This is a genomic window from Acinetobacter pseudolwoffii (genome assembly GCF_002803605.1).
Classification (GTDB): domain Bacteria; phylum Pseudomonadota; class Gammaproteobacteria; order Pseudomonadales; family Moraxellaceae; genus Acinetobacter; species Acinetobacter pseudolwoffii.
This window is the reverse complement of record NZ_PHRG01000001.1, coordinates 715,738-742,186: the sequence shown is the minus strand read 5'-3', so window position 1 is coordinate 742,186 and position 26,449 is coordinate 715,738. Positions and strand designations below refer to the sequence as shown.

The 26,449-nt window shown below is 43.2% G+C and carries 26 protein-coding genes; 5 read left to right on the top strand and 21 right to left on the bottom strand.

All coding sequences use genetic code 11. The annotated features are described in order from the left end of the window. Window positions 1–35: 35 nt before the first annotated feature. From msrA to CWI32_RS03395, 6 genes are all read right to left on the bottom strand, one after another. Window positions 36–560 (bottom strand): peptide-methionine (S)-S-oxide reductase MsrA, encoded by a 525-nt coding sequence (msrA, locus tag CWI32_RS03420; protein ID WP_100534760.1) that lies wholly within the window; start codon window positions 558–560, stop codon window positions 36–38. 103 nt (window positions 561–663) lie between these two features. Next, on the bottom strand, window positions 664–1,125 hold the full coding sequence (locus CWI32_RS03415) for an META domain-containing protein (RefSeq protein ID WP_100534637.1): 462 nt from the start codon (window positions 1,123–1,125) through the stop codon (window positions 664–666). A 102-nt stretch (window positions 1,126–1,227) separates the two neighbouring features. Further along, on the bottom strand, window positions 1,228–2,277 hold the full coding sequence (locus CWI32_RS03410) for a DUF4105 domain-containing protein (RefSeq protein ID WP_100534759.1): 1,050 nt from the start codon (window positions 2,275–2,277) through the stop codon (window positions 1,228–1,230). Window positions 2,278–2,300: 23 nt separating this feature from the next. Next, window positions 2,301–2,813 carry a dihydrofolate reductase gene (locus CWI32_RS03405; RefSeq protein ID WP_071852252.1) on the bottom strand — a complete coding sequence of 171 codons (513 nt, stop codon included), beginning with the start codon at window positions 2,811–2,813 and terminating at the stop codon, window positions 2,301–2,303. A 199-nt stretch (window positions 2,814–3,012) separates the two neighbouring features. After that, window positions 3,013–3,855 carry a thymidylate synthase gene (gene thyA, locus CWI32_RS03400; protein WP_100534636.1) on the bottom strand — a complete coding sequence of 281 codons (843 nt, stop codon included), beginning with the start codon at window positions 3,853–3,855 and terminating at the stop codon, window positions 3,013–3,015. Between the two features lie 181 nt (window positions 3,856–4,036). Next, window positions 4,037–4,528, bottom strand: coding sequence for a lipocalin family protein (locus CWI32_RS03395; RefSeq protein WP_100534635.1), 492 nt, complete (start codon window positions 4,526–4,528; stop codon window positions 4,037–4,039). A 407-nt stretch (window positions 4,529–4,935) separates the two neighbouring features. Between CWI32_RS03395 and CWI32_RS03385 the strand changes: the two genes are divergently transcribed. Then, entirely contained in the window at window positions 4,936–5,451 is a 516-nt protein-coding gene (locus tag CWI32_RS03385; RefSeq protein ID WP_005095543.1) for a hypothetical protein, read from the top strand. Window positions 5,452–5,469: 18 nt separating this feature from the next. Here CWI32_RS03385 and CWI32_RS03380 read toward each other — a convergent pair whose 3' ends face one another. From CWI32_RS03380 to lgt, 3 genes are all read right to left on the bottom strand, one after another. Beyond that, window positions 5,470–5,856, bottom strand: coding sequence for a hypothetical protein (locus CWI32_RS03380; protein WP_100534633.1), 387 nt, complete (start codon window positions 5,854–5,856; stop codon window positions 5,470–5,472). Further along, window positions 5,849–6,241, bottom strand: a complete 393-nt coding sequence (locus tag CWI32_RS03375) for a hypothetical protein (protein WP_100534632.1) — start codon at window positions 6,239–6,241, stop codon at window positions 5,849–5,851. The genes CWI32_RS03380 and CWI32_RS03375 overlap by 8 nt, the downstream gene beginning before the upstream one ends. Window positions 6,242–6,331: 90 nt before the next feature. After that, window positions 6,332–7,141: a prolipoprotein diacylglyceryl transferase gene (gene lgt, locus CWI32_RS03370; RefSeq protein WP_005095548.1), complete on the bottom strand. Its 810-nt coding sequence runs from the start codon at window positions 7,139–7,141 to the stop codon at window positions 6,332–6,334. A 93-nt stretch (window positions 7,142–7,234) separates the two neighbouring features. Between lgt and CWI32_RS03365 the strand changes: the two genes are divergently transcribed. Beyond that, window positions 7,235–8,017, top strand: coding sequence for an NRDE family protein (locus CWI32_RS03365; protein WP_100534631.1), 783 nt, complete (start codon window positions 7,235–7,237; stop codon window positions 8,015–8,017). Between the two features lie 52 nt (window positions 8,018–8,069). Here the strand turns inward: CWI32_RS03365 and CWI32_RS03360 are convergent, their stop codons facing one another. The 4 genes from CWI32_RS03360 to tatA all read right to left on the bottom strand — a co-directional run bounded on the left by CWI32_RS03360 (window position 8,070) and on the right by tatA (window position 11,940). Continuing rightward, window positions 8,070–10,322 (bottom strand): PhoX family protein, encoded by a 2,253-nt coding sequence (locus CWI32_RS03360; protein ID WP_100534630.1) that lies wholly within the window; start codon window positions 10,320–10,322, stop codon window positions 8,070–8,072. Between the two features lie 194 nt (window positions 10,323–10,516). After that, window positions 10,517–11,293 carry a twin-arginine translocase subunit TatC gene (gene tatC / locus CWI32_RS03355; RefSeq protein WP_100534629.1) on the bottom strand — a complete coding sequence of 259 codons (777 nt, stop codon included), beginning with the start codon at window positions 11,291–11,293 and terminating at the stop codon, window positions 10,517–10,519. After that, the gene (gene tatB, locus CWI32_RS03350; RefSeq protein WP_100534628.1) at window positions 11,290–11,712 is read right to left on the bottom strand and encodes a Sec-independent protein translocase protein TatB; all 423 of its coding nucleotides are present in this window, start codon (window positions 11,710–11,712) and stop codon (window positions 11,290–11,292) included. The genes tatC and tatB overlap by 4 nt, the downstream gene beginning before the upstream one ends. 9 nt (window positions 11,713–11,721) lie before the next feature. After that, window positions 11,722–11,940 carry a Sec-independent protein translocase subunit TatA gene (gene tatA / locus CWI32_RS03345; protein ID WP_100355649.1) on the bottom strand — a complete coding sequence of 73 codons (219 nt, stop codon included), beginning with the start codon at window positions 11,938–11,940 and terminating at the stop codon, window positions 11,722–11,724. A 185-nt stretch (window positions 11,941–12,125) separates the two neighbouring features. Here tatA and CWI32_RS03340 point away from each other — a divergent pair, with 185 nt between their 5' ends. Next, window positions 12,126–13,007: an AEC family transporter gene (locus CWI32_RS03340; RefSeq protein WP_100534627.1), complete on the top strand. Its 882-nt coding sequence runs from the start codon at window positions 12,126–12,128 to the stop codon at window positions 13,005–13,007. A gap of 140 nt (window positions 13,008–13,147) precedes the next feature. Here the strand turns inward: CWI32_RS03340 and rdgB are convergent, their stop codons facing one another. The 8 genes from rdgB to CWI32_RS03300 all read right to left on the bottom strand — a co-directional run bounded on the left by rdgB (window position 13,148) and on the right by CWI32_RS03300 (window position 24,032). Next, on the bottom strand, window positions 13,148–13,774 hold the full coding sequence (gene rdgB, locus CWI32_RS03335) for an RdgB/HAM1 family non-canonical purine NTP pyrophosphatase (RefSeq protein ID WP_100534626.1): 627 nt from the start codon (window positions 13,772–13,774) through the stop codon (window positions 13,148–13,150). Window positions 13,775–13,876: 102 nt separating this feature from the next. Then, window positions 13,877–14,467: a tetratricopeptide repeat protein gene (locus CWI32_RS03330; RefSeq protein WP_100534625.1), complete on the bottom strand. Its 591-nt coding sequence runs from the start codon at window positions 14,465–14,467 to the stop codon at window positions 13,877–13,879. Further along, on the bottom strand, window positions 14,464–15,057 hold the full coding sequence (gene metW / locus CWI32_RS03325; RefSeq protein WP_005095565.1) for a methionine biosynthesis protein MetW: 594 nt from the start codon (window positions 15,055–15,057) through the stop codon (window positions 14,464–14,466). The genes CWI32_RS03330 and metW overlap by 4 nt, the downstream gene beginning before the upstream one ends. Continuing rightward, window positions 15,057–16,217, bottom strand: coding sequence for a homoserine O-succinyltransferase MetX (gene metX, locus CWI32_RS03320; RefSeq protein WP_005095567.1), 1,161 nt, complete (start codon window positions 16,215–16,217; stop codon window positions 15,057–15,059). Before metX ends, metW begins: the two co-directional genes overlap by 1 nt. 113 nt (window positions 16,218–16,330) lie before the next feature. Further along, window positions 16,331–18,028, bottom strand: a complete 1,698-nt coding sequence (gene leuA / locus CWI32_RS03315; protein ID WP_100534624.1) for a 2-isopropylmalate synthase — start codon at window positions 18,026–18,028, stop codon at window positions 16,331–16,333. Between the two features lie 431 nt (window positions 18,029–18,459). Continuing rightward, window positions 18,460–19,143, bottom strand: coding sequence for a Fe2+-dependent dioxygenase (locus CWI32_RS03310; protein ID WP_100534623.1), 684 nt, complete (start codon window positions 19,141–19,143; stop codon window positions 18,460–18,462). 72 nt (window positions 19,144–19,215) lie between these two features. Next, window positions 19,216–21,513: a TonB-dependent receptor gene (locus CWI32_RS03305; RefSeq protein WP_100534622.1), complete on the bottom strand. Its 2,298-nt coding sequence runs from the start codon at window positions 21,511–21,513 to the stop codon at window positions 19,216–19,218. 311 nt (window positions 21,514–21,824) lie between these two features. After that, window positions 21,825–24,032 (bottom strand): TonB-dependent receptor domain-containing protein, encoded by a 2,208-nt coding sequence (locus tag CWI32_RS03300; protein ID WP_100534621.1) that lies wholly within the window; start codon window positions 24,030–24,032, stop codon window positions 21,825–21,827. Window positions 24,033–24,297: 265 nt separating this feature from the next. Here CWI32_RS03300 and tig point away from each other — a divergent pair, with 265 nt between their 5' ends. Together tig and clpP are read left to right on the top strand one after the other, a co-directional pair. Then, window positions 24,298–25,629: a trigger factor gene (gene tig / locus CWI32_RS03295; protein ID WP_005095580.1), complete on the top strand. Its 1,332-nt coding sequence runs from the start codon at window positions 24,298–24,300 to the stop codon at window positions 25,627–25,629. 195 nt (window positions 25,630–25,824) lie between these two features. Then, a complete protein-coding gene (clpP, locus tag CWI32_RS03290) occupies window positions 25,825–26,430 on the top strand; it encodes an ATP-dependent Clp endopeptidase proteolytic subunit ClpP (protein ID WP_005095582.1) in 606 nt (201 codons plus the stop codon). Window positions 26,431–26,449: the final 19 nt, after the last annotated feature.

The window sequence follows — 26,449 nt, the reverse complement described above, 5'->3', positions numbered from 1 at the left end:
TCAGTCGCTTTTTTTATCCCCATTTTTTATGCAAATTAATGGGTTTTTAACAAAGTCATAAATTTACTGCGTAATTTATTCAGTTTTGGCGGAATGGCAAAATTGCAGTAACCTTGGTTTGGATTTTTCGCAAAGAAATTTTGGTGATATTCCTCAGCAGGATAGAAGGTCGGCATCGGGCTGAGTTCAGTCACAATAGTCAGGCCTTCATTTTTTAAAGCATCCATGGCTGCTTCTGCCTGAGTTTTTTGTTCAGCATTCAGATAATAAATCACGGAACGATATTGGGTGCCGACGTCATTGCCCTGACGGTTCAAAGTGGTTGGATCATGCGTCGCAAAAAACACCTCAAGGAGCTGGGCATAGCTGATCTGGTTTTCGTCGAAATCAACCAGAATAACTTCAGCATGGCCGGTTTCACCGCCGCACACGGCCTCATAATTTGGCTCAGGGGTATGACCGCCGGCATAGCCACTCAGGACTTGCTGAACGCCCTGAATTTGTAAAAATACCGCTTCGGTACACCAAAAGCATCCACCACCAAAAAGTGCTTGTTGCATGGCTGATTCCTCATTCGATTGAACTGGGCTGATGGTTAAATCCTGGCCCATCAGTATGAAAGATAAAAAAAGCCCGCCAATACAGGCTTTTTGTAGGGAAGTCTTAACGTGGCTGAACTGCACTTTCCAGCTGAATTAACACATTACCATGACGATCCAATAGTTTTAGGGTTTTACCAAATACCTGATAATGCGTCACCTTGGCTAAAGCTTCATTAAATTTTTGATCAAGCTGATCATTATGCATACAGGCCATGCGTGTTGTTGCCATCTGGCTTAAATTCAAAGTATCTTTGCCCGCCGTATAGCTGCCCATGATCCGGTTACAACCATCTGAACCGGAAACACGCTGGGTGCTGGTATCAAATTGCAGACTTGGAAGATGAGATGCAGTAGCTGCGGTTTTGATTTCAGTATTGCCAATCTGTGTGGCAATCCAGGTACGATTTTGCAAAAGTTGTAAATGATTCGTGGTTTGTGTGGTGGCGGTATTCGGCACGGTCTCGCAGCCCATTACAGCCAATACCGAGCCTAATAGGGCAATTGCAGTTAATTTTTTTAGCATGAAAGATACTCTGATTATTGACTAGCTATTTGTATATAAACAAAAAAATGACTCAGGTTCCAGTTGATTTTGTATCTTTATTTACAGTGATAAAAACGCCAGTTAATGTGTCTGAGGTGCAGGCAGGCCTTGACGAAGTCGCTGCGAATATTCCTGGCTGGACAGATCGGCGCTCTGTTTGACTCGTGGATTCACATGCGCCCGTTGGTACCAGGTGTGCATATCCCAGGATTGATCCAGCACTTTCAGATCATAGAGATAATTCGGTAAATAGCCGGACGCTAACAGTCGATAATCTGAAGGCAATTGTTGTTGCGATACTGCCTGAACCATATCAAAGACCAGAGTGGTGCAATTACTGGTCAGGGTGTTATACCACTTGGGTTCTCTGGCCAATTCATCGGCCTGGCGCAGATATTCCTTGAATAGCGCTTTGGCCTGAGCTTGCGGCATTTTGACTGGGAAAAAGTAGACCTGTTCACCACGGACATTACTGCGGGTATAGAGAATATCCTTTTCGTCCGATGCGACCAGACTCAGTTCATATTTTCGGAAAAAGCCACCAATTGCTGAAAATTCTTCATTCTTTTCCTTGCGGATTTCGATTGAGAAGGTGAGTGGTTTTTGATTGGCAAAATCGAAGCTGACCAGAGTATGGGCAATTTTAGGCCCCATCCAGTAGGAAGTAATGATGTTCACGCCAGTAATCTGATTCAGATCAAAACTGCGGCTTTCCCAGCGTTCGATATAGCGCCCATCGGCCTGCCAGTCAAAGTTGCGGATATTGTGTAAGGTAACCTGATCGCCTTGCTGCTCATAATGCAGAAGCTGGGAAACCTCAGGATTCCACTCTCGATCCTGATGCGCTTCCAGACTGAAATATCCCAGCAGACAGAATAAAAAGGCCAGAAGATAAAGAACGCTATCCACTTGGCGGGAGATCAGATGCCGGGTGAAATAAATCCCGAGAACGACCAGCGCAAAGGTCAGCCAGAGTCCAATCAGCATCAAGCTGCCGATTTTTCCGAGGGGTTGATGAACCCAGAGCATCAGGCTGAACCACAGGCTCGACAGAAGGACGAATAAAGTAAACAGGCTGCCCAGTAGCCACAGACTCCAATGTCTGGAGATGTATTCGCGTCCCTGCATCATCATTTTTTCATGAGAAATAGGTTTTATTTTCTGTAGGTTGCGAACTCAAAAGCAATGCCGGTTTTGTCGTCGATATGTTGCTCGGCAGCGACTTTTTTAAATTCTGCTGGAATCGCTGGATAATAGGCATCGCCCTGTACATCCAGTTCGACATGCGTCAGTTCTAGACGGTCTGTGATCTCCATGGTCTGTTTAAAGATTTCACCGCCACCAATGATGAAAATGGTATCAGGCTTTTCTGAAGCTTTCACATCTGCCACGGCTTGGCTCAGTGCATCTTCAATGCTATAAGCGACTTTGGTACCTGCAAATGCCCAGTTTGGATCACGAGTAATGACCCAGTTCACCCGTTTAGGTAGAGTACGTCCCATCGACTCTAGTGTCTTGCGACCCATCACCACCACACCGCCTTGGGTGATTTCCTTGAAATGCTTCAGATCGGCAGAGATATGCCAAGGTAGGTCATTGCCCTTGCCGATACAGCGCTGCTGATCCATGGCGACAACGTGGACAACTTCTAAATCTTGAAATGACATGTATTGAATCCTTCTGGTCAAGCCCAAAGTCTTTTGTGTAATTTTTCACTGCTACGAAGGAGAGCTTAACAATCTATGCTAATTTCCTTGTGCTTTAAGGCCGGGAATATATTTTGAAAGGAGTTGGCGATTCACGTGTGGTAAAAGACCTCTCCCTAGCCCTCTCCTAGGAGGAGAGGGAACTTTATAATAAAGAAAATTAAACAGCGACAGGGGCTTTAATTCCTGGATGAGATTCATAACCGACAATTTCGATATCTTCAAATTTGAAATCGAACAGATCTTTAATCTCGGGATTTAGTTTTAATTGACAGAGGTCGAGTGGCTCACGGCTGAGCTGTAATTGTGCCTGTTCAAAATGGTTGCTATACAGATGTGTATCGCCACCTGTCCAGACAAAATCACCCACCTCCAGATCACAAACCTGCGCGATCATATGCGTTAACAGGGCATAGCTGGCAATATTAAACGGCACACCCAGAAAAACATCGGCGCTACGCTGATACAGCTGACAAGACAATTTGCCATTGTGGACAAAGAACTGGAACAGGGTATGGCAAGGCGGTAATGCCACTTGGCCCGCTTCATTCGGATTCCAGCCAGATACAATCAGACGGCGCGAATTCGGATTGGTTTTAATTTCATTAATCAACCATTTGATCTGGTCAAAACCGTCCTGATTATAGCTATTATCTGCATTTTTGCTGGCACCAAAATTACGCCACTGGTGACCGTAAACTGGCCCCAGTTCACCTTCAGGGCGGCCAAAACGCGCGGTCTGTTCGGCGGTTGCCCACTCATCCCAAATCGAAACTTTATGCTCTTTTAAATATTGAACGTTGGTGTCGCCTTTTAAAAACCATAATAATTCAATCACGATAGAACGGAAATGAACTTTTTTGGTGGTAAGTAAAGGGAAACCTTGGGAAAGATCGAAGCGCAGCTGATGACCAAATACCGAACGTGTCCCTGTACCGGTACGGTCGCCTTTATCACCGCCGTTGTCGAGAATGTGTTGTAAAAGGTCAAGATATTGGCGCATAGGTCTCTCTATTTAAATCTGTTGAAAATCGCCGTTTTAACAGCAGTATAGATTATTTCCAAAATAATTTGCTGTCGAAAGGGAGAATTTAAATTGCGCATATCATAACATTTTTTGATGAGCTTTCATCGCTCAAACCAGAATAAAAAAGACCTCCTGATAGAGGTCTTTTTACAGTAAATTAAGCCGTTTTATGGCCAGTATGCACGGTGTGAATCAGATCGGACAGATCATAACCTAAGGATTCTGCATAGCTTAAATATTCACGTTGAGTGGCTTCATCTAAAGTCGTCCCGCGATGTAGCAGCCATAAGTATTCTTTACCTGGCTCGCCTACAAGGGCCGTCTGATAATCCGGATCGATTTTTAATACCCAGTAATCGCCCTTGGTAAACGGGATCCAACGCAGACCTTCGGGTAAAAAGCTGACTTCAAGCTTGGCATGTTCTGCATCAACGATGCTGGCTTCAGCAATGGCTTCATCGAGCTTGCCATCGCCATCCAGACAGCGGTTCTGCACCCGAACTTTACCATTTTCATTCAAGCTATATACTGCAGAAATATCGGTGCTGTCGTCGGGCTGGTGTTTCATTGGCAAACGTGCAATTTCATACCAGGTACCTAAATATTGTTCTAAATTAAAATTTGAAACAGTGGCTAAATCCTGAGTCATTTTTTCTTCTCCGTTAATCTCAATCCAATATTAAAACTACCGAATTAGTTTAATACGAGATTTGCAGCTAAAAATGATGTCGTCCTGTAGTGAAATGTTATCTTGGAATAGCGCTTTGCAATGCATTAAATATGCATACCAGATTGCCGAAAAAATAGATGAAGAGGATGCTTATACAGATATGTTCAGACTTTATTCGTTGTTTGAGTCTTATTTGCTTTACAATTTTTTTATAAAGATGATTATTTTTGTAATTACAATAGAAAGAAAGGCTTAATTTAAATGCTGTAAAAATAGACAAATTTGTTTACATTTTTTATGTGAAAAATAACATTTATCCGGCTAGTATCCTTCGCTTGTTAACAATATGAAAGCCTAAGTTGCAGGCGAGGAGCGGTTGGTAAGGCATGATCTATGATCATCAGGTGAACATGAGCGAAGTTTATGCTCCTGTGCAAGCGAATATCATGGTGCGTTCCCAATCGGAGCAAAGACCTAAAAAGCCAACGCAAAAAGCCACTGTCCGTAATGCTTCAGGCGCAGGCAATGGTCAGCGTATTAATATCGAGAAATTTACCAGTTATCTGCAAGGCATTACCCGAAATACCAGTACACAGAAATGTGCGCGCAGTATTCGTGTCGGTCTGCAATCTTCGGGTGCGAAAATTGTCAATCATCCCGTGGCAGCAGCGGATTGGGGAAATACCCTGATGCAACTGGGTTATAAGAAAATTAATGCTTCTTTTGACCGGCCGAAAAAAGGTGACATCTATATTATTGACCGTACCTCAAATCATAAATATGGACACATTGCGGCATATTCAGGCAGTGCCTGGGTGTCAGATTTCAAGCAGAATAGTCATGCAATCTATCGCACCAAAAACCTGACCTATAGTTACTATCGACTGGAAACATACTTCTAAGAAAATGCTGCGAAGTGATCAGTCCTCAAAGCGCTTCGCACGGTTTTCATAGACCGATACGATAAACAATCCAATCGCGGCAAAGCCAAGACATTGCAGACCCAAGGCAAGTTTCGCCCATGGCTGATGTTGCTCGGGTAAATAACCAAACAGGGTAATCAGTGCAATGATAGGAATGACCCGGCTTAAGGCGCTAAAACCATTGGCATAGGGATTGGACTTGGAGATTTTCAAGCGGAAATGATGCAGTAAATGCACGACAATTCCAATGCCCAGACTGACTGCGACCAACGCCGGACCTAACTGGGCCACAGTTGATGCTGCGTAAATGACAATACAGGTCGCAATAATCACCATCAGTTTGATTTGACGGTGACAGCGTTCGGAATACCAAAATTCAAGCATGTGGCGGCTCTGGATCGTGAGAGTTCTGATTGAGCAGCGATAGCGGTGAAAACAGACAAATTGCCAGTGCCATAAAAGCAATGCCTTGTGCACCCGGAATCAGGATTTCACCCTGCTGCATGTTCATAAAAACTAAAGCAATCAATAAGGCAATTGGAATCCAGGTCAGTAGTCTATACAGTAAACCGGTCGGCTTTTTGCTGGCAAAGTGGATTTTGCAGTAACGACAAATCAGAAAAATCACACCCGTACCGACAAACATCAGAATTGCATCCAAGGGCAGCGGTTCCATCCAGTACAACACTGCAGCTGTCACGGCAATCACAATAAAGATCAACAGTTTTTTTAGAACAGACACCTGTGGATTGAACCAGAACTCAAGCATAGTGATGAAGAAATCGAAAAGATAATCGGCACTTTAGCATATTTTGGCTATAAAAAAGCGAGGCCTGTGCCTCGCTCAATTAAGCTGGTTTTAACTGTTTTTCTGTGGACCCCAGTCATAGATTTTCTTTTGGTAGGCATACCACATCATCCACAAGCCAATCAGGATCATTGGCAGGCTCAGGAATTGGCCCTTGCTCATCCAGCCAATAAACAGCTGACCATTGTCCGGCTCACGGAAGAACTCGACCACGAAGCGTGCCAGACCATAACCGATCAGGAACAGTGCAGAGACCGCCATACGTGGACGCGGCTTGGAACTGAACCACCACAATACAATAAACAGAATCAGGCCTTCACACAGCGCCTGATACAATTGTGATGGATGACGCACCAGCTGCAAAGGATCGGTCGGGAAAATCATGCCCCAGGCAAAGTTGGGATCGGTCACCTGACGGCCATACAATTCACCGCCAATAAAATTACCAATCCGGCCAAACATCAGCCCCGTTGGTACGCAGGGTGCGATAAAATCCAGGGTCTGGAACCAGGTCATCTTGTATTTCCGGCACCACCACAGCATGGCCAGAATGACACCGAGGAAACCACCGTGGAAGCTCATACCACCGGTCCAGATCTGGAATAACCATAAAGGATCTGCGAGGAACTGAGAAAAACCATAGAACAAGACATAACCGACACGGCCACCGATGATGACACCAAGCGCACCGAAGAAAATCAGGTCAGAGACCATATCTGGCGTCCAGCCGCGTTGTTTGGCTCGAAACGTTGCCAAGCCCCAGGCAAATAAAAATGCCAGTAAGTACATCAGTCCATACCAGTGGACTTGCAGGGGCCCGAGCGAAATCGCGACGGGATCAATATTGGGATAGGTGAGCATTCCTGTTCCTTGTGATTCTGTTTTGCACAGATTTTAGCTGAAAGCAAAGAAAAATGTTGTACATTCAATGTGTAAAGATCGAGAGCGTAAATTATGTGTATCGTGGCACTGGCTTGGCGGGTTGTAGATGAGACCCCATTATGTCTGATTTCAAATCGAAATGAATTCTATCAGCGGCCTACACAGGCATTACATGAATGGGAAGATAGTCCGATTATTGCCGGGCAGGATTTGCAGTCGGGCGGCACCTGGATGGGTATCACGGCCTCAGGTCGCTGGGCGGTGATTACCAATTTTCGTGATGGACAGGACAAAGGACATTATCCAACTTCACGTGGACATATCATCCAGAACTTTTTAGATTCTGACTTAACGCCGATTCGTTTCGCACAAGATTTGGAACAGCATCAGTGTGACTACGCCGGCTTTAATCTTTTTATTGGAAATCAAGATCAGGCCGTATATATGAGCAATCGCGGTGAAGCACCACAAGTACTGGCGCATGGCGTCTATGTGGTTTCGAATGGCCTGATGAGCGAAGACTGGTACAAGACCCGACATTTACGTAAACGCTTTACCCAGGAATTTTTACCGATGCTGCAACAACTGGAGATCGCAGAAGCAGATTTGTGTCATGCAGTCTGGGATATTCTGGAAGATGAACGCAAGGTGATTCCTGAACTTCTGCCAGACACCGGCATCTCGGTTGAAATGGAACAGCTGCTGTCTTCGACTTTTATCCAGAGTCCGGCCTATGGCACCCGATGCTCCAATTTTTTGAGAATGCAGCAGGGACAATGGCACTGGATTGAGAAGTCACAACAAGGTGTGACTGCAGGGCAATTGATCGAGAAAATCATGATGCTACAACAATAATCCCAGATAAAAAATGCCGACATCTGCCGGCATTTTAATGAAACTTATTTTTTTATGCTGTCGCTTGTTCCAAGGCTTCACCGGCAATCGCACCGCCATCCTTACGGGTAATGACCACAGTCGCAGAGCGAGGCACTTTGCCTAAACGGCTATAACGCTCGCTTTGATTGGCTGGCCATGCACCGCCTGGATGCTGCACATTGACGAAAATTGCTTTGTAGTCCGGCGTAATCGTCACACCGGTAATTTCACAGCCCGATGGCCCTGTGAGGAAGCGGCGAACCCGATCATTATTCAGTTTGGCACCGACAAAGGTTTCCTGTCCTTCAGCCTTGGTGCTGGCTGCCAATGCTTTTCTGCCATCACCGACTGTACCTGGCAGGGCTGCCAGCATCATACAGTTGGTTTCATCGGTGTACTGGCCATCATCCGTCTGGATCCACAAAATACCACGCGGATCGAACCACATCCCGTCCGGGCTAGAGAAGTCATTTAAATCATCCAGACCTGACAGGTTGATGTTAGAGGCAGCACGTGCTTCTGCACCGAACAGGAAGATATCCCAGGCAAATGTCGTGGCTTTGACATTATTCTCATTTTCACTAAAACGGATAATGTGACCATTCATATTGCCTGAATTACTGGCATTTGAATCTTTGAAGTCGATATAGCTACGTGGGTTTGCTGCATCGGTCGGATAGGCGCGTCCGCGGTTACCGTTATTGGTGAGAGTGACATAGACTTCACCATTTTCCGGATTGATGGCAACCCATTCCGGACGATCCATTTTGGTCGCACCGACATGATCGGCAGCAAGACGGAGATTAATGACGATATCGTCTTGGCCTGCAAATGGATAAATTTCGTTGGCAGCAGTTAAACCATTTTTACCATAGCTAAGTTCTAACCATTCACCAGTACCATCATCATTGAATTTAGCGACATATAATGTGCCTTTATCCATGTATTTATCACCAGCGGTATAACCCCCATTGACATCTTTCGGATCCCAGACTGCATCAGAAACAAATTTATAGATATATTCGCCTGTTGCATCATCCCCCATATAGAAGGCTAATGGCTGACCCGGAATCGGATTACTACAGCGGCAGTCTTCATGGGCAAAGCGGCCCAATGCAGTACGTTTAACCGGACGTGTGTTCGCGCTAAATGGATCAATCTCGACAATGAATCCGCAGGTATTCATGACATTACGATAATCAGCTAAAGCACTGGCGCCTTTTACTGAAATATCCCAACGATCATACAGTCCTTTATCACCGGTTAATTCAGCAACCGGAGTATTCCAGCGGTATTGAGATGAACGGGCCTCACTACCGCCACGACCATAACGTGACAAGGCAATTTCTTCTTTTGCAATCGCGCGGGTGTCATTGGCTTGACGGGCAAAATAACCACTCCAGTTTTCTTCCGCGGTTAAGTAAGTGCCCCAAGGTGTATACCCATTACCACAGTTGGCAAAGGTGCCGCGCGTCAACGTTCCATCGGGTGAGAAAATCGTTTTCACCAAGTCAGAGCCGCGAGCGGGTCCATGAATTTCCATCTCGGTTGCTGCCGTGATACGACGGTTAAACTTAGAATTTAAGTTAATTTTAACCTCTTGTGTATTGGCATCTTTGCTAATCTCAATTACCGAAACCCCATGCGCATTCACTTCACGAAGGACCTGATCTTCTGGACGTACACCGTCGATCGTAATCGGGCCTTCTGGCGTATGGAGTTGAGCTTGTTGCAGGTATTCGTGATTTAAAACCAGTAAACCTTGGGTGGACTCTTTGGCCGCATAGTTTTTGTTGCTTGGATGCATACCGAAAAAGCTCATGCCGTCATGGTTATCGCCTGCACGGAACTGATAAGAAGCACCTGAAGCTAATGTTACATCTGTCTTTTCTGAATATGCAGGGTTAATTGGATCACCGACCGCATATAGCACTTTCAGTTCATAGCCTTCAGGCACGCTAAAGAAGTTTTGCGTATTTTTGCGAACCGGCTCAAAGGTCAATTTATTCGGGCGCGCTTTCAGGTCACTCCATGCATGTTGATCTGGGTTTGTGGTGTCTGGTGGTGTGGTGGGGTTAGTGTCAGGCGTGCCAGAATCATTATCATCATCTGAACAACCACTTACTGTTGCTGCAAAGGCTAAGGCCATTGCCCCACTGGTGGTTTTTGCAATAAAACTACGGCGACTGGTGTATTGATCCAGAATTGTTTGAAAGTGGCTATTGTTTGAATTATTACTGTCTTCAACCAGATCCTGGCAAGGTATCATGTCTTCGTTTTTCATTTTAAAGTCTCAAGTAAAAATAAGTGCTTGGTGGTGTAGAAGTTTTCAATACCTTAAGCTTGGGATATGACACTAATCTTAAGGAAATGTGACATTAAGATTAAATAAATCAGTATTTTAATAATATTTTGAAAATAAAAAGACAGCCGGAGCTGCCTGAGTTAAAGCATGATTTTTGTTTTGGCTGATTGTTCTTATTGCGCTTTTAAACGCCGTTTTTCGATCAGTTTTCCGGCCAGCAAACCCAGTTCAAACAGCAACCACATCGGTAAAGCCAACATGATCATCGACAGTGCATCTGGTGGTGTCACGAACATCGCGACAAAGAAACAGCCGACAATAATAAAGCGCCGTTTCTCCACCAGGGTTTGTGTTGAAACTGCCCCAATCAGGATTAAAACCAAGGTAATAATCGGGATTTCAAAGGTAAAACCAAAGACCAGAAACAGCTTTAAACAGAAGCTAAGATAACTGTTAATGTCGGTCATCGGTGCCACAGTTTCCGGCGAGACACTGATAAAAAAATGCAGGATCGAAGGCAAGGCCACAAAGTAGGCAAAGCTGATCCCGGTATAAAACAGCACAATACTGCCGATCAAAAGCGGCAGCGCCAGACTCTTTTCTTTGGCATATAACGCCGGTTTAACAAATGTCCAGAGCTGATACAGAATAAACGGCATTGTGATCATCAGCGCCACAAAGAAATTCAGCTTGAACGGTGCCATGAATGTTGCCGTCACATCCGTAGCAATCATGGTCGAGCTGGCAGGCAATTGTGCCCGTAAAGGTTCAGATAGCCATTGATAGGTCTGATTGGCAAAGGGCAGCAAACAGAAAAACAGGCCAATCAGGACAGCAACCACTTTAAACAGATGTTTTCTTAACACCACCAAATGCTGGGTAATCGGCATCTGTTCAAGATTCAGCGCTGCAGCATCATTTGAGGCTGGTGTGGTCGGCAAGGATGTCATACGGCCACCTTCATTTCTGTATAGCGTTGTTGGGAAATCACTGCTTGAGTTTGTGCAGGCTGAGGTAAATACACCACTGATACGGGCTGTACTACAGGCTGATAGCGAAGCACGGGCTGGGCAGCCTGAGGCTTTATTTTTAATTCATCAGTTGCAATGGGCTGCTGCAAATCTGCCATTTGTGCCTGCATCTTGGCTTCGAGTTGCTGGATCCGCTGCATTTCGACCTGCATCTGTTCTCGCAGTTCGGACAAGCGTAATTCACGATCCAGATCGTTCTGAACATTGCTGACCATGCGCTTGATCTTGCCATACCATGTTCCGACAAAACGGACTGCCTCAGGTAACTTGTCTGGCCCAAGCACCAGAAGTGCAATAATCCCGAAAATCAGCAGCTCGGTCATTCCGATATTGAGCATAGCGGACTCTTAACTCTTGATCGAGGTTTCAGGGGTTTTGACTTGTGCATCAATCGTTCGCGGTTCTTGCAGCTTGGCCATTTCTGCTTCTTCATCTTTGACTGATTTTTTAAAGTCTTTAATTGCACCGCCGACATCTTTACCCAGGTTTTTCAGCTTCGATGTACCAAACAATAAAATCACCACAATTGCAAAAATCAGCACATGCCAAATTGATAATCCTGCCATTATTTTATCCTCTATATTTCATGCCCCTATCTCAGCAGGCTTGTATGACAATGCAGTGACGCTTTAATGACAGTTTGCCGACACGGCAGCAGGGTAATGAGTAATTCATATGAAAAATCTATCATTAGATGAAAAGGATGCTGTGCTAGCATATAACCTGATATGGAAATCTCAGCAGCACTGTCATGGCCTTGATTCTTCCCCTGCTGTCTTTTTTGATTGGTTATTGGGGCGTGCAATATTTAAAGCCAATTCGACCTGTCTTGGCGGCTTTATTGGCACGTGTCCTGATTCCTGTGCTGATTATTTACAATATGGTGTTTTATAAAGCGGGCAGTCTGTGGCTGATGGGCTTTAGTATTTTTAGTTCAATTGTGCTGTTTAGCCTGTTTTATTATTTTGCCAAAGATAAATTGCGTGCGCTGTGTTTTAGCTATTTGAATGGCGTATGGCTCGGTCTGCCGTTTGCCTTAGCAGTGTTTGGCACTGACGCAATGTCGACCATGATTGCACTTTATATTGGTGGCTCATTATTTGGGAATGTCAGTGCTGTCATTGCCGTGAGCCAAACTCGCCAAGATTGGACATTTATTCTGAAAAATGTCCTGCAATCACCACCGGTGATCGCACTCAGTATTGCAGGGGTTTTATCATTTTGGGACTTTAGTCATTATGAGTTTCATCCCATCCTTCAATGGGCATATGCAGCCAATAAATTTTTAGTCACTTTTGCAGGAATGTGCATTTTGGGCATGTGGCTTCGTCATGTCCGTATTCAGCTGAGGGATTTAAAGCGCAGTCTGGTGCTGATCAGCGGGCGCTTTATTTTTGCATTAGGCTTGGCTGGTATTGCCTATATATTCTTGCCGATTCCACATCAGCTCCTGACTTATAGTGTAATGATGATGTATTTCTTATTGCCACCGGCAGCGAACATCGTGGCTTTAGAAACCCATTATCAGGGCACAGGGCATTCCGCTAAATATATTGCTTCGGGGACGATTGCGAGTGCAATTTTGATTGGGATCTATGGGCTGGTGTTGCATGCGGTGATGCCTACGCTATAAAGTTTCCTTTTTTGGAGAGAAGGCTAGAAAGAGTTATAAAGTCCCCCCCTTTGAAAAATGGGGATTTAGGGGGATTCTTGATAAGAGGTAAATTTGAATCCCTCCCGACCTCCCTTTGGAAAAGGGAGGGGTAAAACAAATTATTTCGCCAAACTGGCTTTAAACAGCTGCATGGCCTGACCACGATGACTGATTTTATTCTTTTCTTCTTTGCTCATTTCTGCACTGGAAATACCGAGTTCCGGCAACCAGAACAGCGGGTCATAACCGAAGCCATTTTCACCGCGTGCTGCTTCTAAAATTTCACCCGTCCAGATGCCCTGGAAAATTTGTGGCAGTGGATCTTCAGCATGTTGAACCAGTGCCAGTACACAGACAAACATGCCTTCAATCGCTTCGCTATCTTTACGCAATGGTTTAAGGTCTGCCAGCAGTTTCTCATTATTGGCAGCATCATTGCCATGTTCACCGGCATAACGTGCTGAGTAGATCCCAGGAGCTCCGCCAAGAACTGGCACACAAATGCCTGAGTCATCGGCAATCGCAGGTTTACCTGAGATTTTAGAGGCATGACGTGCCTTGATAATGGCATTTTCAACAAAGCTTAAGCCATCTTCGATGGCATCTTCGATATTCAGTTGACCTTGAGGAATCACATCTACCGGCAGTTGCAGTTCCGCAAACATTTTCTCAAACTCGGCAATTTTACCTTTGTTATTACTTGCCAATACCAGTGTGCCTTGGGATAACCAATCTGTAGAAGCCATGTGTCACTCATTCTCTAAATATCAATCGTGCTATTTTAACTGCCATTGCGGGTTTGTAGGCAATAAAAAAGCACCCGAAGGTGCTATTTATACCATTCAGCTTTATTGTGCCTGAATCCATCTGTCGGCACGGTCACGCGCCTGACGGATCTGTTCCTGGGTCAAGTTTGCCGCCAATGCTGTTTTCTTGCCTTCAGAAAGGGTAATCACTTTATTGTCGAGCATGCCATCACGGGTAGACAGTTCATACCACTGATAAGCACCCATGTAGTTTTTCTTTTTCTCTTCCATCATGGCCAGGTTAAAGCTGGCACGGTTATCACCACGGCTGGCTGCTTTTTCAAAATACTGACGTGCCAGCGCTTCATCTTTTCGGGTGCCCATGCCATCTGCCAGCATACGGCCGACATTTAACTGCGCCACAGCTAAACCTTGATCGGCAGCAGCTTTGTACCAGGCAAAGGCCTGTCGTTCATCTTTTTGAATGTCTTTGCCATACTGGTATTTGGTGGCCAGATAAAACTGTGCACCGGCCTGACCTGCTTTAGCTGCTTTGATCAGACTGTTGATATCCATTACTGAATACTGAGCCGCTTGACTGGCAACAGAAGGACTTGGAGCAACATAGTCGGCATGGGCTTGCATGCCAAAAAGTCCAGCCAGTAGCGTCGTACCTAATAATAATTTTTTCATAGCGCGCTCACTCGATAAATTGCGACTTCACCAAATAGATTAGGGAGATGTTTGCTCAGCAAACTATCTTCTTGATTCCCGTTCACAGCGAGTCGATTAATAATTTTGATGTTATTTTCCGCACAGAGTGCTTCAAAGTCACGGAATGTACATAAGTGGATATTCGGGGTGTTATACCACATATAAGGCAAGGCTTCAGAAACCGGCATTTTTCCTTTGATCGCCAAGAAAGAACGGGTCTTCCAGTGGGCAAAGTTTGGAAACGTAATAATGGCCTGTTTCCCTACACGCACCATATCACGCAATAATACGTCAGGTGCATCTACAGCCTGCAAAGCTTGTGCCATGACCACATTGTCAAAAGACTGGTCGGCAAAGCGGCTTAAACCGAGGTTTAAGTCTTGTTGGATGATATTTAACCCGCGACTGACCGCAATTGCAATCTTTTCCTGATCAATTTCCAATCCGTATGCACGAATATCGTGTTTTTTACTCATTTGTGCCAGCAGTTCACCATCGCCACAACCCAGGTCGAGCACGCTAGAACCGGGCTTAATCCACTTTTCAGCGAGTTGTTGATCGATACGCATTATACGGCCTCCTTCGGTGTGGCTTTCAGGTGTTCTTCACCACCCAGGAATGCACGCAAAGATTTTACATACAGGGGAATCGGGAACAGGAAGGAATCATGACCCTGTTCGGCATCAATATCTAAATAGCTCACCGGTTTATGGTTGCTAATTAATGCATCCACAATTTCCTGCGAGCGGGCAGGGGTAAAACGCCAGTCAGTCGTGAAGGACACCACCAAAAATTTGCACTGGGTATGGGCCATGGCTTTTTTCAGTGACTGCTCATATTCACGTGACGGATCAAAATAATCCAGTGCTTTGGTCATGATCAGATAGGTATTGGCATCAAAGTTACGGCTGAACTGTTCACCCTGATAACGCAAATAACTTTCGACCTGGAATTCGACATCAAAACCATACATAAATTTGCCAGATTTCAGATCACGGCCAAATTTCTGCTTCATGGCTTCTTCGGACAGGTAGGTAATATGACCGACCATACGCGCCAGGATCAGGCCACGTTTGGGATAGCTGTCATTTTCCAGATAACGGCCGTTGTGGAAGTCAGGATCAGACAAAATTGACTGACGTGCTACTTCATTAAAGGCAATATTCTGTGCTGAAAGTTTTGGCGCACTGGCAATAATCACACATTTTCTTAAACGGTTCGGGTAATCCACTGACCATTGCAGTGCCTGCATGCCACCGAGTGAACCACCAATGATGGCATCCCAAGTCTGAATGCCTAAACGATCGGACAATAAAGCCTGAGTTTTAACCCAGTCGCGGACCGTGACCAGCGGAAAATCTGGACCATAAGGACGGTTTTCATTTTCAGGATTTGGTGAGGTTGGACCGGTAGAGCCACTACAGCCCCCAATATTATTCAGTGAAACCACAAAGAATTTTGCAGTATCAATGGCTTTGCCGGGACCAATACAGGCGTCCCACCAGCCGGCCTTTTTATCATCTTCATGATGATAACCTGCGGCATGATGATGACCAGAAAGGGCATGACAAATCAGAATGGCATTCGACTTGTCAGCATTTAAGGTACCGTAAGTTTCAACCATCAGTTCAAAACGGGGGAGGATGCGACCGCATTCAAGCTCTAACGGCTCTTCAAATTGGAACTTTTGTGGGACAACAATGCCCACTGAGTCAGCTGGAAAAGACACGGGGAGGATTCGCCTTAAAATCTTGAGTATGAATAATAAAAGGATACCACTAGCGGATATCCTTCTAAAGTCATTTTAGTGCTATGAATTATCGCTAATTCTAATACAGCCGGTTAGACCGCAGCAGCGATTACCTGATCAGTGCTTAATACACCTTGATCAATCAGACGGTTGGTCGAGGCAAGAATTGCTTCAATCGAAGAGGTCACGATGTTGTCATGTACACCCGCACCAAAGGCAGACTTGCCAGTGCCTTTGACTTGCAGTTCAATCAAGGCCAAGGCTTTGGCATGCGCACCTGAACTGATGCTGCGCTCTTCATAGTTCACCACATCAATCGGTAACTGAAGTGCATCCAAGATTGCAGAAATTGGACCATTGCCTTCACCGCGAACACGGCGGGACTGACCCTCAACTTCAAGATCCAGCTCAATCACCTGATTGCCATTGTCATCCGATAACTTGTAGTTTTTAGTCGAGTAATGTACATGTTTAACATCGACATAAGTCTCTTTAAACAACTTCCAGATCTCGGTTGCAGAAATTTCAGTGCCTTGTTCATCGGTACGTTTTTGTACAATTTGCGAGAACTCGATTTGTAAACGACGTGGTAAAGTCACGTTGTAATTCGATTCTAACAAGTAGGCGATACCGCCTTTACCTGACTGTGAGTTAACGCGAATCACCGCATCATAGTCACGACCCAAGTCTTTTGGATCGATTGGTAAATATGGCATATCCCACATTTCTTGGTCTTTCTGGAATTCGAAACCTTTTTTGATCGCATCCTGATGTGAACCGGAGAATGCAGTAAAGACCAAATCACCTGCGTATGGATGACGTGGATGCACAGGTAAACCAGTACATTCTTCTATAGTCGCGATAATTTCATTGATATTGGAGAAATCCAGGTTTGGCGCAACACCTTGGGTATACATGTTCAATGCGATTGCTGCCACATCGACGTTACCGGTACGCTCACCGTTCCCAAACACACAACCTTCAACACGATCGGCACCAGCCATCATCGCCAATTCAGATGCCGCGATGCCGCAACCACGGTCATTATGACAGTGCACTGAAATAATCACGCCGTCACGACGCTGAATGTTGCGGTGCATCCATTCGATTTGATCGGCATAGATGTGTGGACCTGAGACTTCTACCGTTGCTGGCAAATTCAAGATCACTTTATTGGTCGGTGATGCTTCCCAGATTTCAGTCACAGCATCACAGACATCTTTTGCGACTTCTAATTCAGTCGCAGTGAAACATTCCGGACTGTACTGGAAGACAAATTCAGTTTCAGGCTGTTTTGCGGCATATTCTTTGACTTTTTGTGCTGCATTGACGGCTAATTGTTTTGCGCCCGCTACATCTACATTCAAGACTTTCTCGCGGAAAGTCGGTGAATTGGAGTTGTAGATATGCACAATGGCACGTTTTGCACCCTGTAAAGATTCAAAGGTACGAGCAATTAAATGATCACGGGCTTGAACCAAAACTTCGATATAAACATCTTCAGGAATATGATCTTCTTCAATCAATTTACGGGTGAAATCAAAGTCAATTTGCGATGCTGAAGGGAAGCCAATTTCAATATGCTTGAAACCGATTTTCACCAACATCTGGAACATCTTGAATTTTTGCTCCATGTTCATTGGCTCGAAGATCGCCTGGTTACCATCACGCAGGTCAGTACTCATCCAGATTGGCGCTTTGTTGATTTCATTGTTCGGCCATTGACGGTCTGGTAAGTCCACACGCTGATACATACGACGGTATTTTTTACTTGGATCAGCCAACATCATGAGAGAGCTCCTTGTGTAACCTGATACAGCCTGTGTTTGGTTGAAGCACTGGCAAAGGTTGCGGAATAGATTTTGTCTATAATCATTTTCATGCAGGTTGGAACCAGGATTAAAACTAAAAAACTTCCGAAATATGTGAAATTTAGTTTTAACCACAAAACCTGCATGTATCACTTATACAATTTAGTTTAATCCAGTTAAATCGAAAAGTTTTTGCTTTTTTTATGGATTTTAGTCGTATCTCAATAAAGATTTTCTTATAAAGTTTAAGTCATGGAAAATATTTTCACTAATTTTAAATATTTTATTTTATATTTTCTTAATTTAAACTTAATGCATGATTTTTTACACTTAAATGCCCGGTGATGCAGTATTTTTTTACAAAAAATAAATCTGCTTATGTTCACAGATCACTAAATTCATGCTGGCTTTCAAAGCTCGGCCCATTTACGCATTAAATTATGATACAGATTGGTCAGTTTCATGACTTCGGCATGCTGATCACCTAGCTCAATTCTCAGATTTTGAATACTCTGATCCAGATTAAACAGCATATGCCGTTCTGCATCATCCCGAATCATACTTTGTACCCAGAAAAAAGAGGCTATTCGGCAACCAGAAGTAATCGGAGTGACTTCATGCAGGCTGGTCGACGGATACAGAATCATATCGCCGGCAGGCAGTTTCACTTCGTGATAACCGTAAGTGTCTTCGACCACCAGTTCACCACCGACATATTCTTCCGGCTCACTCAGGAAAACCGTACAGGATAAATCCGTTCTAAGGCGTTCATTGCTGCCGCGAATACGACGAATCGAATTGTCGACATGAAAGCCAAAAGCTTCGTTATTTTCATAACGGTTGAACAGTGGGGGAATGATATCGAGTGGAATCGCAGCCGATAGAAATAGCGGATGTTGACCCAATGATTCAAGAATAATATTACTTAAATGATGGGTCAGGGGATGATCTTCAGGCAATTGCTGATTCTGTTTCACCGTTGCAGAGAGCGTACCAGCCGTAACCTTGCCATTCACCCACTCGATTTTATTCATCTCCTCCCGGAAATATTGCACTTGTTCTTTGCTCAGTACGTTTGGAATATGATGCAGCACGAAGACTTTTCCTGAATATTTTATATTGAAAATAGCATAGCCCCCATAAGGAGGCTATGCGCTTACATTGAATTAATATTTAAAGTTGATTGCCAATACTGCGCTACGACCTTCTGCTTCAGTGGCATAGTGAGAGGCGTAAGCTTTTGTGAAGTAACGTTCATCAGACAGGTTGTTGAGGTTTAATTGCAAATCAACGTTTTCATTCACGTTATAACGTGCCATGGCATCATAGCGAACATAGCCTGGAACATATTTGGTATTGGCTGCATCACCATAAACTTTATCCATCGCCACTGCACCAGCACCTAGGGTTAAAGCAGGAGTTATCGCATAGGTTGTCCAAAGAGTTGCAGAGTTTTTCGCAACGTTCTGAACTTGATTATCATTATTAGGACTAGTTTCATATACTGGTGGTTGACCTGAAGGAGCAGTATTCACAAAACCAGCGTCTACAATTTCACTATCTAAATAGGTATAACCCGCAGATACAGCCCATTTATCCGTGATATTACCGTTTACACCTAGCTCAAAACCGTCTACACGTGTTTCACCAATATTTCGTGTAAAACCATCAAAGTCAGTAGAGCGCGTATTCGTTTTCTCTGTGCGGAAAATAGCAGCGGTTAGATTTAATTTGTCATTAAATAAATCCCACTTTGTGCCAATTTCATATGTTTTAACTTCTTCTGGTTTTAGATTGTTGATCGCTTTGGCTTGTTCTTCAGTTGTATTTCTGCCAGGAACGGACAGTGATTCTGAACCATCAGCAGCGTCTACCCCAACTGGATTGGCGGAAGTTGCATAGCTTGCATAAATAGAACCGTTTTCCAGTGGTTTATATGTCACGCCCGCCTGGTAGTTAAAGAAATCACTGTCATTTGTATATTTAGTATCTGAAGCATGAATGTTTTGTTCAGTTTCAAATTTGTCCCAACGAAGACCTAGATCTAGTAACCACTGTGAATTTAATTCAATATTATCTAACAAGTAGATTCCGGTGCTTTCTGTTTCGGTTGTACTTGCTTTTTGCGCAGCTGTTATTGAGCCCAACCAAGAGTCTTTTGAGTTCGGGTTATATGCATTAGTACACCAGTTATTGGAGGTAGCATTCGTAAATGTGTTACATGCTTTACTTCCGCTAAGATTAGCTGGAAGAGTAGAAGTTGCCGCCTGACCTAAATCTGTAAGTAAATAATTTCCTTTATCAGATTCTTGTTTTGAATATTCAGTGCCTACATTAAAGCTATGTTTTAGCGTGCCGGTATTGAATTTACCTGTTAATGAAAGTTGATCACTAAAGGTATCTGTGTCCGTAATACGTGTATTTGCACGACGAACTACTTGTCCATTAGCAATATTTAATTTTGAATCATCTGGCTGAGTCCAGACATAATCATTTTTAGATTTTCCATACATAACCGTATTACTGATGGTTAGATTATCTGTTAAATCGTGCTCTAGTTTTAATGTGCCAACCTGATTTTCCTGTTTCTGGAAATCACGATCTAGCCAACCATAGTAAATACCTTGTTTAGCATTTAACGGTTTACCAGTAGCAGTATTATCTGCAGAATTCCAATATGGAACACCTGAATCAGGCGTGTCATCGGTTTTTAAGTAGTAATAACTTAGAGTCCCACGGGTAGGGGTGTCTAGACCAAAGCTAATACTCGGTGCAATACCGGCACGTTTATATTCTGCACCGTCTTTCTGGCCTGCTTTTTCATTTTGATGCCCCATGACTGCAACACGTGCCGCAATACCATTACCAAAGTCTTTGTTACCATCTAAAGTAATACGTTGATAATTATCTGTGCCGCCAGCGACCGAACCTTCTAGAAAATCGCCTGCTTTAGCGACTTTAGAAATCATGTTAATGCTACCACCAGTTGTTCCTGCGCCGCCCATCGCAGACGCAGAACCTTTAGTCACTTCGACCTGTTCGACAGCAAACATTTCACGGTTTTGTGAAGTGGCATTACGAACGCCGTCTACATACATCGAGCTTTCAGAGTTATAACCGCGAATGAATGGGCGGTCACCATTCGGATTACCACCTTCACCTGCACCCAAGGTAATCCCCGGAACTGTACGCAGTGCATCAGCTAAAGTCGTCACTTGTGTATCGGCAATCAGCTGTTTTGAAATCACTGAAACTGATTTGGGTGTGTCGAGTAAAGGCGCAACAAATTTGCTATTCGCAGATTGATCTACTTTTAAGCTGGGTGCTTGTTCAGCTTTGACTTCTTGATGAATAGTTTCTAACTGGATCACCTGTTCTTCTGCCATCGCAGATCCAGCTACTATTGATAAAGATGAAACAATTGCAGAGGAAACGATTTTTTTACGTGTTTTAATGAAGGTCATGTTAAACCTAAAAAATGAATTTGAAAATGTATGCGAATAATAATGATTCTTGTTTTTATTTTTATCTTTTTATCATGGGAATTCATGATCTTTAAGAAAATGTTAAATGAGTTTCTAAATGTAATATTATAACAATCAATATATAAACATATGATTTTAGTAAATATTGAAAAATTAATCTAATTGTTAAATTTTTATTGAGAATAATGATGTTTATAGAACAGCATAAATTAGCAATGTTTTGGAAAGTATTGATCGCACGATAAGAAAAAAACCCTGCCAGGGCAGGGTTTTTTTAAGAGATGTATTTCTTAGAATTTAAAAGTTGTACTTAACTGAACGCGACGACCTTCTTGGGTATTGCTATATAAGTTATAGGCAGTACCATCAACGATTTCATACTTATTAAAGTCTTTATCGAAAATGTTGTAGAGTGCAACACCAATATCCCAGTTATCATTCACGGCATAATTTGTGCCTAAGTGCATTAAACCATATGCCTCATAGTCACCCAACGTATTATAAACAGTAAGATCATCTCCAGTTAAGTTTGTGGTTTTGAAGCGAGAGCGTTCGGTACGGTATTCACCACGTAACCAAAGATCAGCATTGTCAGCGACATTCCATTTTACAGTTGCATTAAACATATGCTCAGGGGTGTCTTGTAACTTTTTCCCTTTATCTTTACCTTTGGTAACCTCAGTTTCAGTCCAAGTGTAGTTAAAGTTTAATTTCCAATCTTCAGCAAAGCCCCAATTAATACCTAGCTCTGTACCATAAATTTCAACTTCATCAACGTTGTCAGGTCGAGTGATCATAAAAGCACGATCACTGGATTGATTAAGCCACTGCCATGGAGTGCCGAGACCAGTTAAATAGTCTGCACAAGTTTGGTTTACTAAACATTCACCTGGATTGCCACCTGTATTTACCGAAGTATCTGTGATTGCACCTGAAACAATTTTATCTTCAACGGTACTGATAAAACCTGTCAAGTTAATATTTAAGTCATTATTAGGTGTGAAATAAATGCCAAGCTCATAGTTATCGCTAGTTTCAGGTTTTAAATTTTGATTACCAAAAATAGGTTGAGCACCTTGACGTCCAACGTTTACTACACCATTTGTCAACTGTTCTAAACGAGGAGCTTTATAGCCTTCTGAATAACCGCCTTTTAGTGTCCAAGTATCGTTAACATTCCAAACAGCATAAGCACGAGGAGTAATGAAATCACCAAAAGTATCGTGATCATCATAACGCAGACCTAATGTTAAGGCGAAGTTTGGTAAGATATTCCATGTATCTTCTGCAAACAAACCAACTTGAGTAAAGTTAACCTCAGGTTTAGATGAACGTAGGCCATCTGAAATGCTGGCATCCCACCATTGGCCACCTAAGATCAAGTTATGATTTGCTATTGAATTTACAGACAGTTTAGTATCAAAAATAGTATCTTCACTTTCAATTAGTCGCGGGGTTTTAGTAACTAAATCGCCACCTTGCATACGTGATGGAATAAGACGACCAACAGTTTCACTTTCATTACGGGTAATGCTGCTGTCTAAAGTACCAATGTCATTACGCCATTGATGAGCTAGCACATATTTATCACGATTAAATTCCATCTCATTATCATAGCCACCTGCTGGGCCTACAGTACCTAATTGGAAACCGCTGGTATTTTTCGGATTTTCATATGATTGGCGCTGAGACTCTGCATCAATAGATATGTCATGCTTGTCTGTGGGTGTTAATGTTAAACGTGCACCTAGGGTATCAATTTTACCTTCAGATGGATTATTACCTGTACCTAATGTTGTTTGGTCAATATCTCTAGTTACATTCGATTCGTCACGTTCCCAATGTTTTGCGCGAATTTGTAAGCCCAAAAGGTTTTGTACTAAGGGACCAGTTGCATACAAATCGATACTACGTTGGTTACCAAAATCAGAGCTTTTCGGCAAGATTGATCCTTCTAAACCAATCGAACCGGTCCATTCGCTGCTTACTTTTTTAGTAATAATATTTACGACACCTCCCATTGCATCCGAACCATATAAGGTAGATGCCGGGCCACGAATAATTTCGATGCGTTCAATTGCAGACAATGGAGGAATAAAATTATTTTTTGTTTCACCAAAACCATTCGGTGTAATATCGCCGGTACTGTTTTGACGGCGACCATCAATGAGTACAAGTGTGTACTCAGATGGTAAGCCACGAATGCTAATATCTAGACCGCCTGTTTTACCAGCCGTAGGACTAATATCAATACCTTCTACATCGCTTAAAGCATCTGCTAAAGAAGTAATACGTTTTGTTTTAAAATCTTCTTCGGTGAGTACAGTAATTGAAGCGGGTGCGTCCTTAATCTTTTGTTCATAACCCGCCGCTGACACCACAATCGTGGAAAGTTGAGTTGTCGGAACAGATGTTGTGCTTGTTGTTTCAGCATGTGCAGCAGCTGTTGTAACCCCAAGAATAGCCACAGCTAAAGGTCGAAGATTAAAATCACGCATAACCAAAATTCCAATATGGAGAGAGTTCAGAGTTTTGTATCAAATTTGAAAGTGAATACTAGTGATAATATTTATCATTTGCAATAAAAATATACAATTCCTTCATTTCAATTTAATCGCTTGAATATTTGAAAAGATGCCAATTCAAGTAAAAAAAGGGTTTAAAAACTGGAACTCGCGCGTATTTTTTGTATATCCTTAAATGTTGTCATATAATGTGGCACATTTTTATAAACCTGTTATAACCTAATATATAGAGGAAGCCATGCAAGTAACTTCTGAAGCGGTTTCGGGCGTTGCCCGTCGTTTAAATGTTTCTGTACCGACGAGCCGTATTAATGAGCAATTTGAAGCTCGTTTAAAACGCACTGCTAAAACTGCGAAGATCAACGGCTTCCGTCCAGGTAAAGTGCCTGTAAACGTAGTTCGTCGTGAATACGGCGCGGGTATCTACCAAGAAGTGGTAAACGATATTATTCGTGACACAGTTTTCGAAGCAATCCAGCAAGAGAAAATCAATGCTGTGGGCATGCCAAACATCGAAAAAACTGAAATGAAAGACGACGCGCTGGTATATACAGCGACTGTTGAAGTTTATCCAGAAGTTGAAGTGAAATTCGAAGGTCTGGAAGTTGAACGTAAAGCAACTGAAGTCAACGATAAAGACGTTGAGAAGATGATCGAAAATCTTCAAAAACAACGTGCTGCTTGGGCTGAAACCAAAGGCATGGCTAAAAAAGACATGCAAGTGACTTTCGATTTTGAAGGTACGGTTGATGGTGAGAAATTTGAAGGCGGCGCTGCTGAAGACTTCAAACTTGTACTCGGTTCTGGCCGTATGATTCCTGGCTTCGAAGACGGCATCGTTGGTATGAAGAAAGGCGAAGAGAAAGTGATTGATGTAACTTTCCCTGAAGATTACCAAGCTGAAAACCTTGCTGGTAAACAAGCTCAATTCAAAATCACTGTGAAGCTTGTTGAAAAACAAAAGCTTCCAGAAATTGATGCTGAATTCCTGGAAATCTTCGGTGTGTCTGAAGAAGAAGGCGTTGAGAAGTTGAAAGCTGACGTTCGTAAAAACATGGAACGTGAAGTGAAAAACGGCCTGCGTAACCAGGTAAAAGGTGCGACTTTTGATGCGCTTGTTGCTGCAAACGAAGTTGAACTTCCAGCGGCTATGCTTGCTCAAGAAATTGACCGTCAACGTCAACAAATGATTCAGCAGTTCACTCAACAGTTCGGTGCTCAAGGTGCGCAAGCATTTGATTCAAGCATGCTTCCAGATGAATTGTTCAAAGAACAAGCTGAAAAATCTGTAAAACTTGGTGTATTGGTTAGCCGTGTTTTAGCTGATGCGAAAATCGAAGTAGATGCTGCACGTGTTGAAGCGTATATCCAAGACATGGCGTCTTCTTATGAAGATCCAAACGAAGTGATCGAATACTTCAAAAACGATGCGCAACAACGTCAACAAATCGAAGCTGTTGTACTAGAAGACCAAGTTGTTGATTACATTTTGGCTTCTGCTAAAGTAACTGATGCGACTGTAAGCTATGAAGACTTATTGAAAGAGCAGCAAGCTCGTCAACAAGCTTAATTTTAGCTTTCCATAAAAAAGGCGCTTGATGCGCCTTTTTTTCATATTGATGCCTGAAAAAAGCATTTCTGATTTTCACAAAACTAATGCAAAAAATATGATGGATTTATTGGCGAATTTTTTGCAATTTCAGTGATTATCCCTCATATTGTGATTATGGGTTAGGTCACAAAAAATTTAGGAATAAATAAACGTATGTATGTTCCAACGATTGAAAACGCTTTAGTGCCAATGGTGGTAGAACAATCCTCTCGTGGTGAGCGTTCTTTTGATATTTATTCACGCCTTTTGCGTGAACGTGTAATTTTTATGACGGGCGAAGTTGAAGACAATATGGCGAACCTTATCGTTGCGCAAATGTTGTTTTTAGAGGCTGAAAATCCAGATAAAGATATTCATTTATATATCAACTCGCCAGGTGGTTCAGTGACTGCAGGTATGGCAATTTATGACACCATGCAGTTTATCAAACCTGACGTGGTGACCTATTGTATGGGGCAGGCAGCATCTATGGGTGCCTTCCTGCTCAATGCCGGAACTAAAGGTAAGCGTTACTGCTTAGAAAATGCCCGTGTTATGATTCATCAGCCACTCGGTGGTTTCCGTGGTCAGGCTTCGGATATTGAAATTCATGCCCGTGAAATTCTATTTATTAAAGAACGTTTAAATCGTTTAATGGCTGAACACAGCGGTCAGGAATACGAGAAAGTAGCACGCGATACAGACCGTGATAACTTTATGACTGCTCAGCAAGCGAAAGAATACGGTCTTGTGGACGAAGTTTTAACTAAACGTCCATAAGTTTTAAAGATTCAGATAG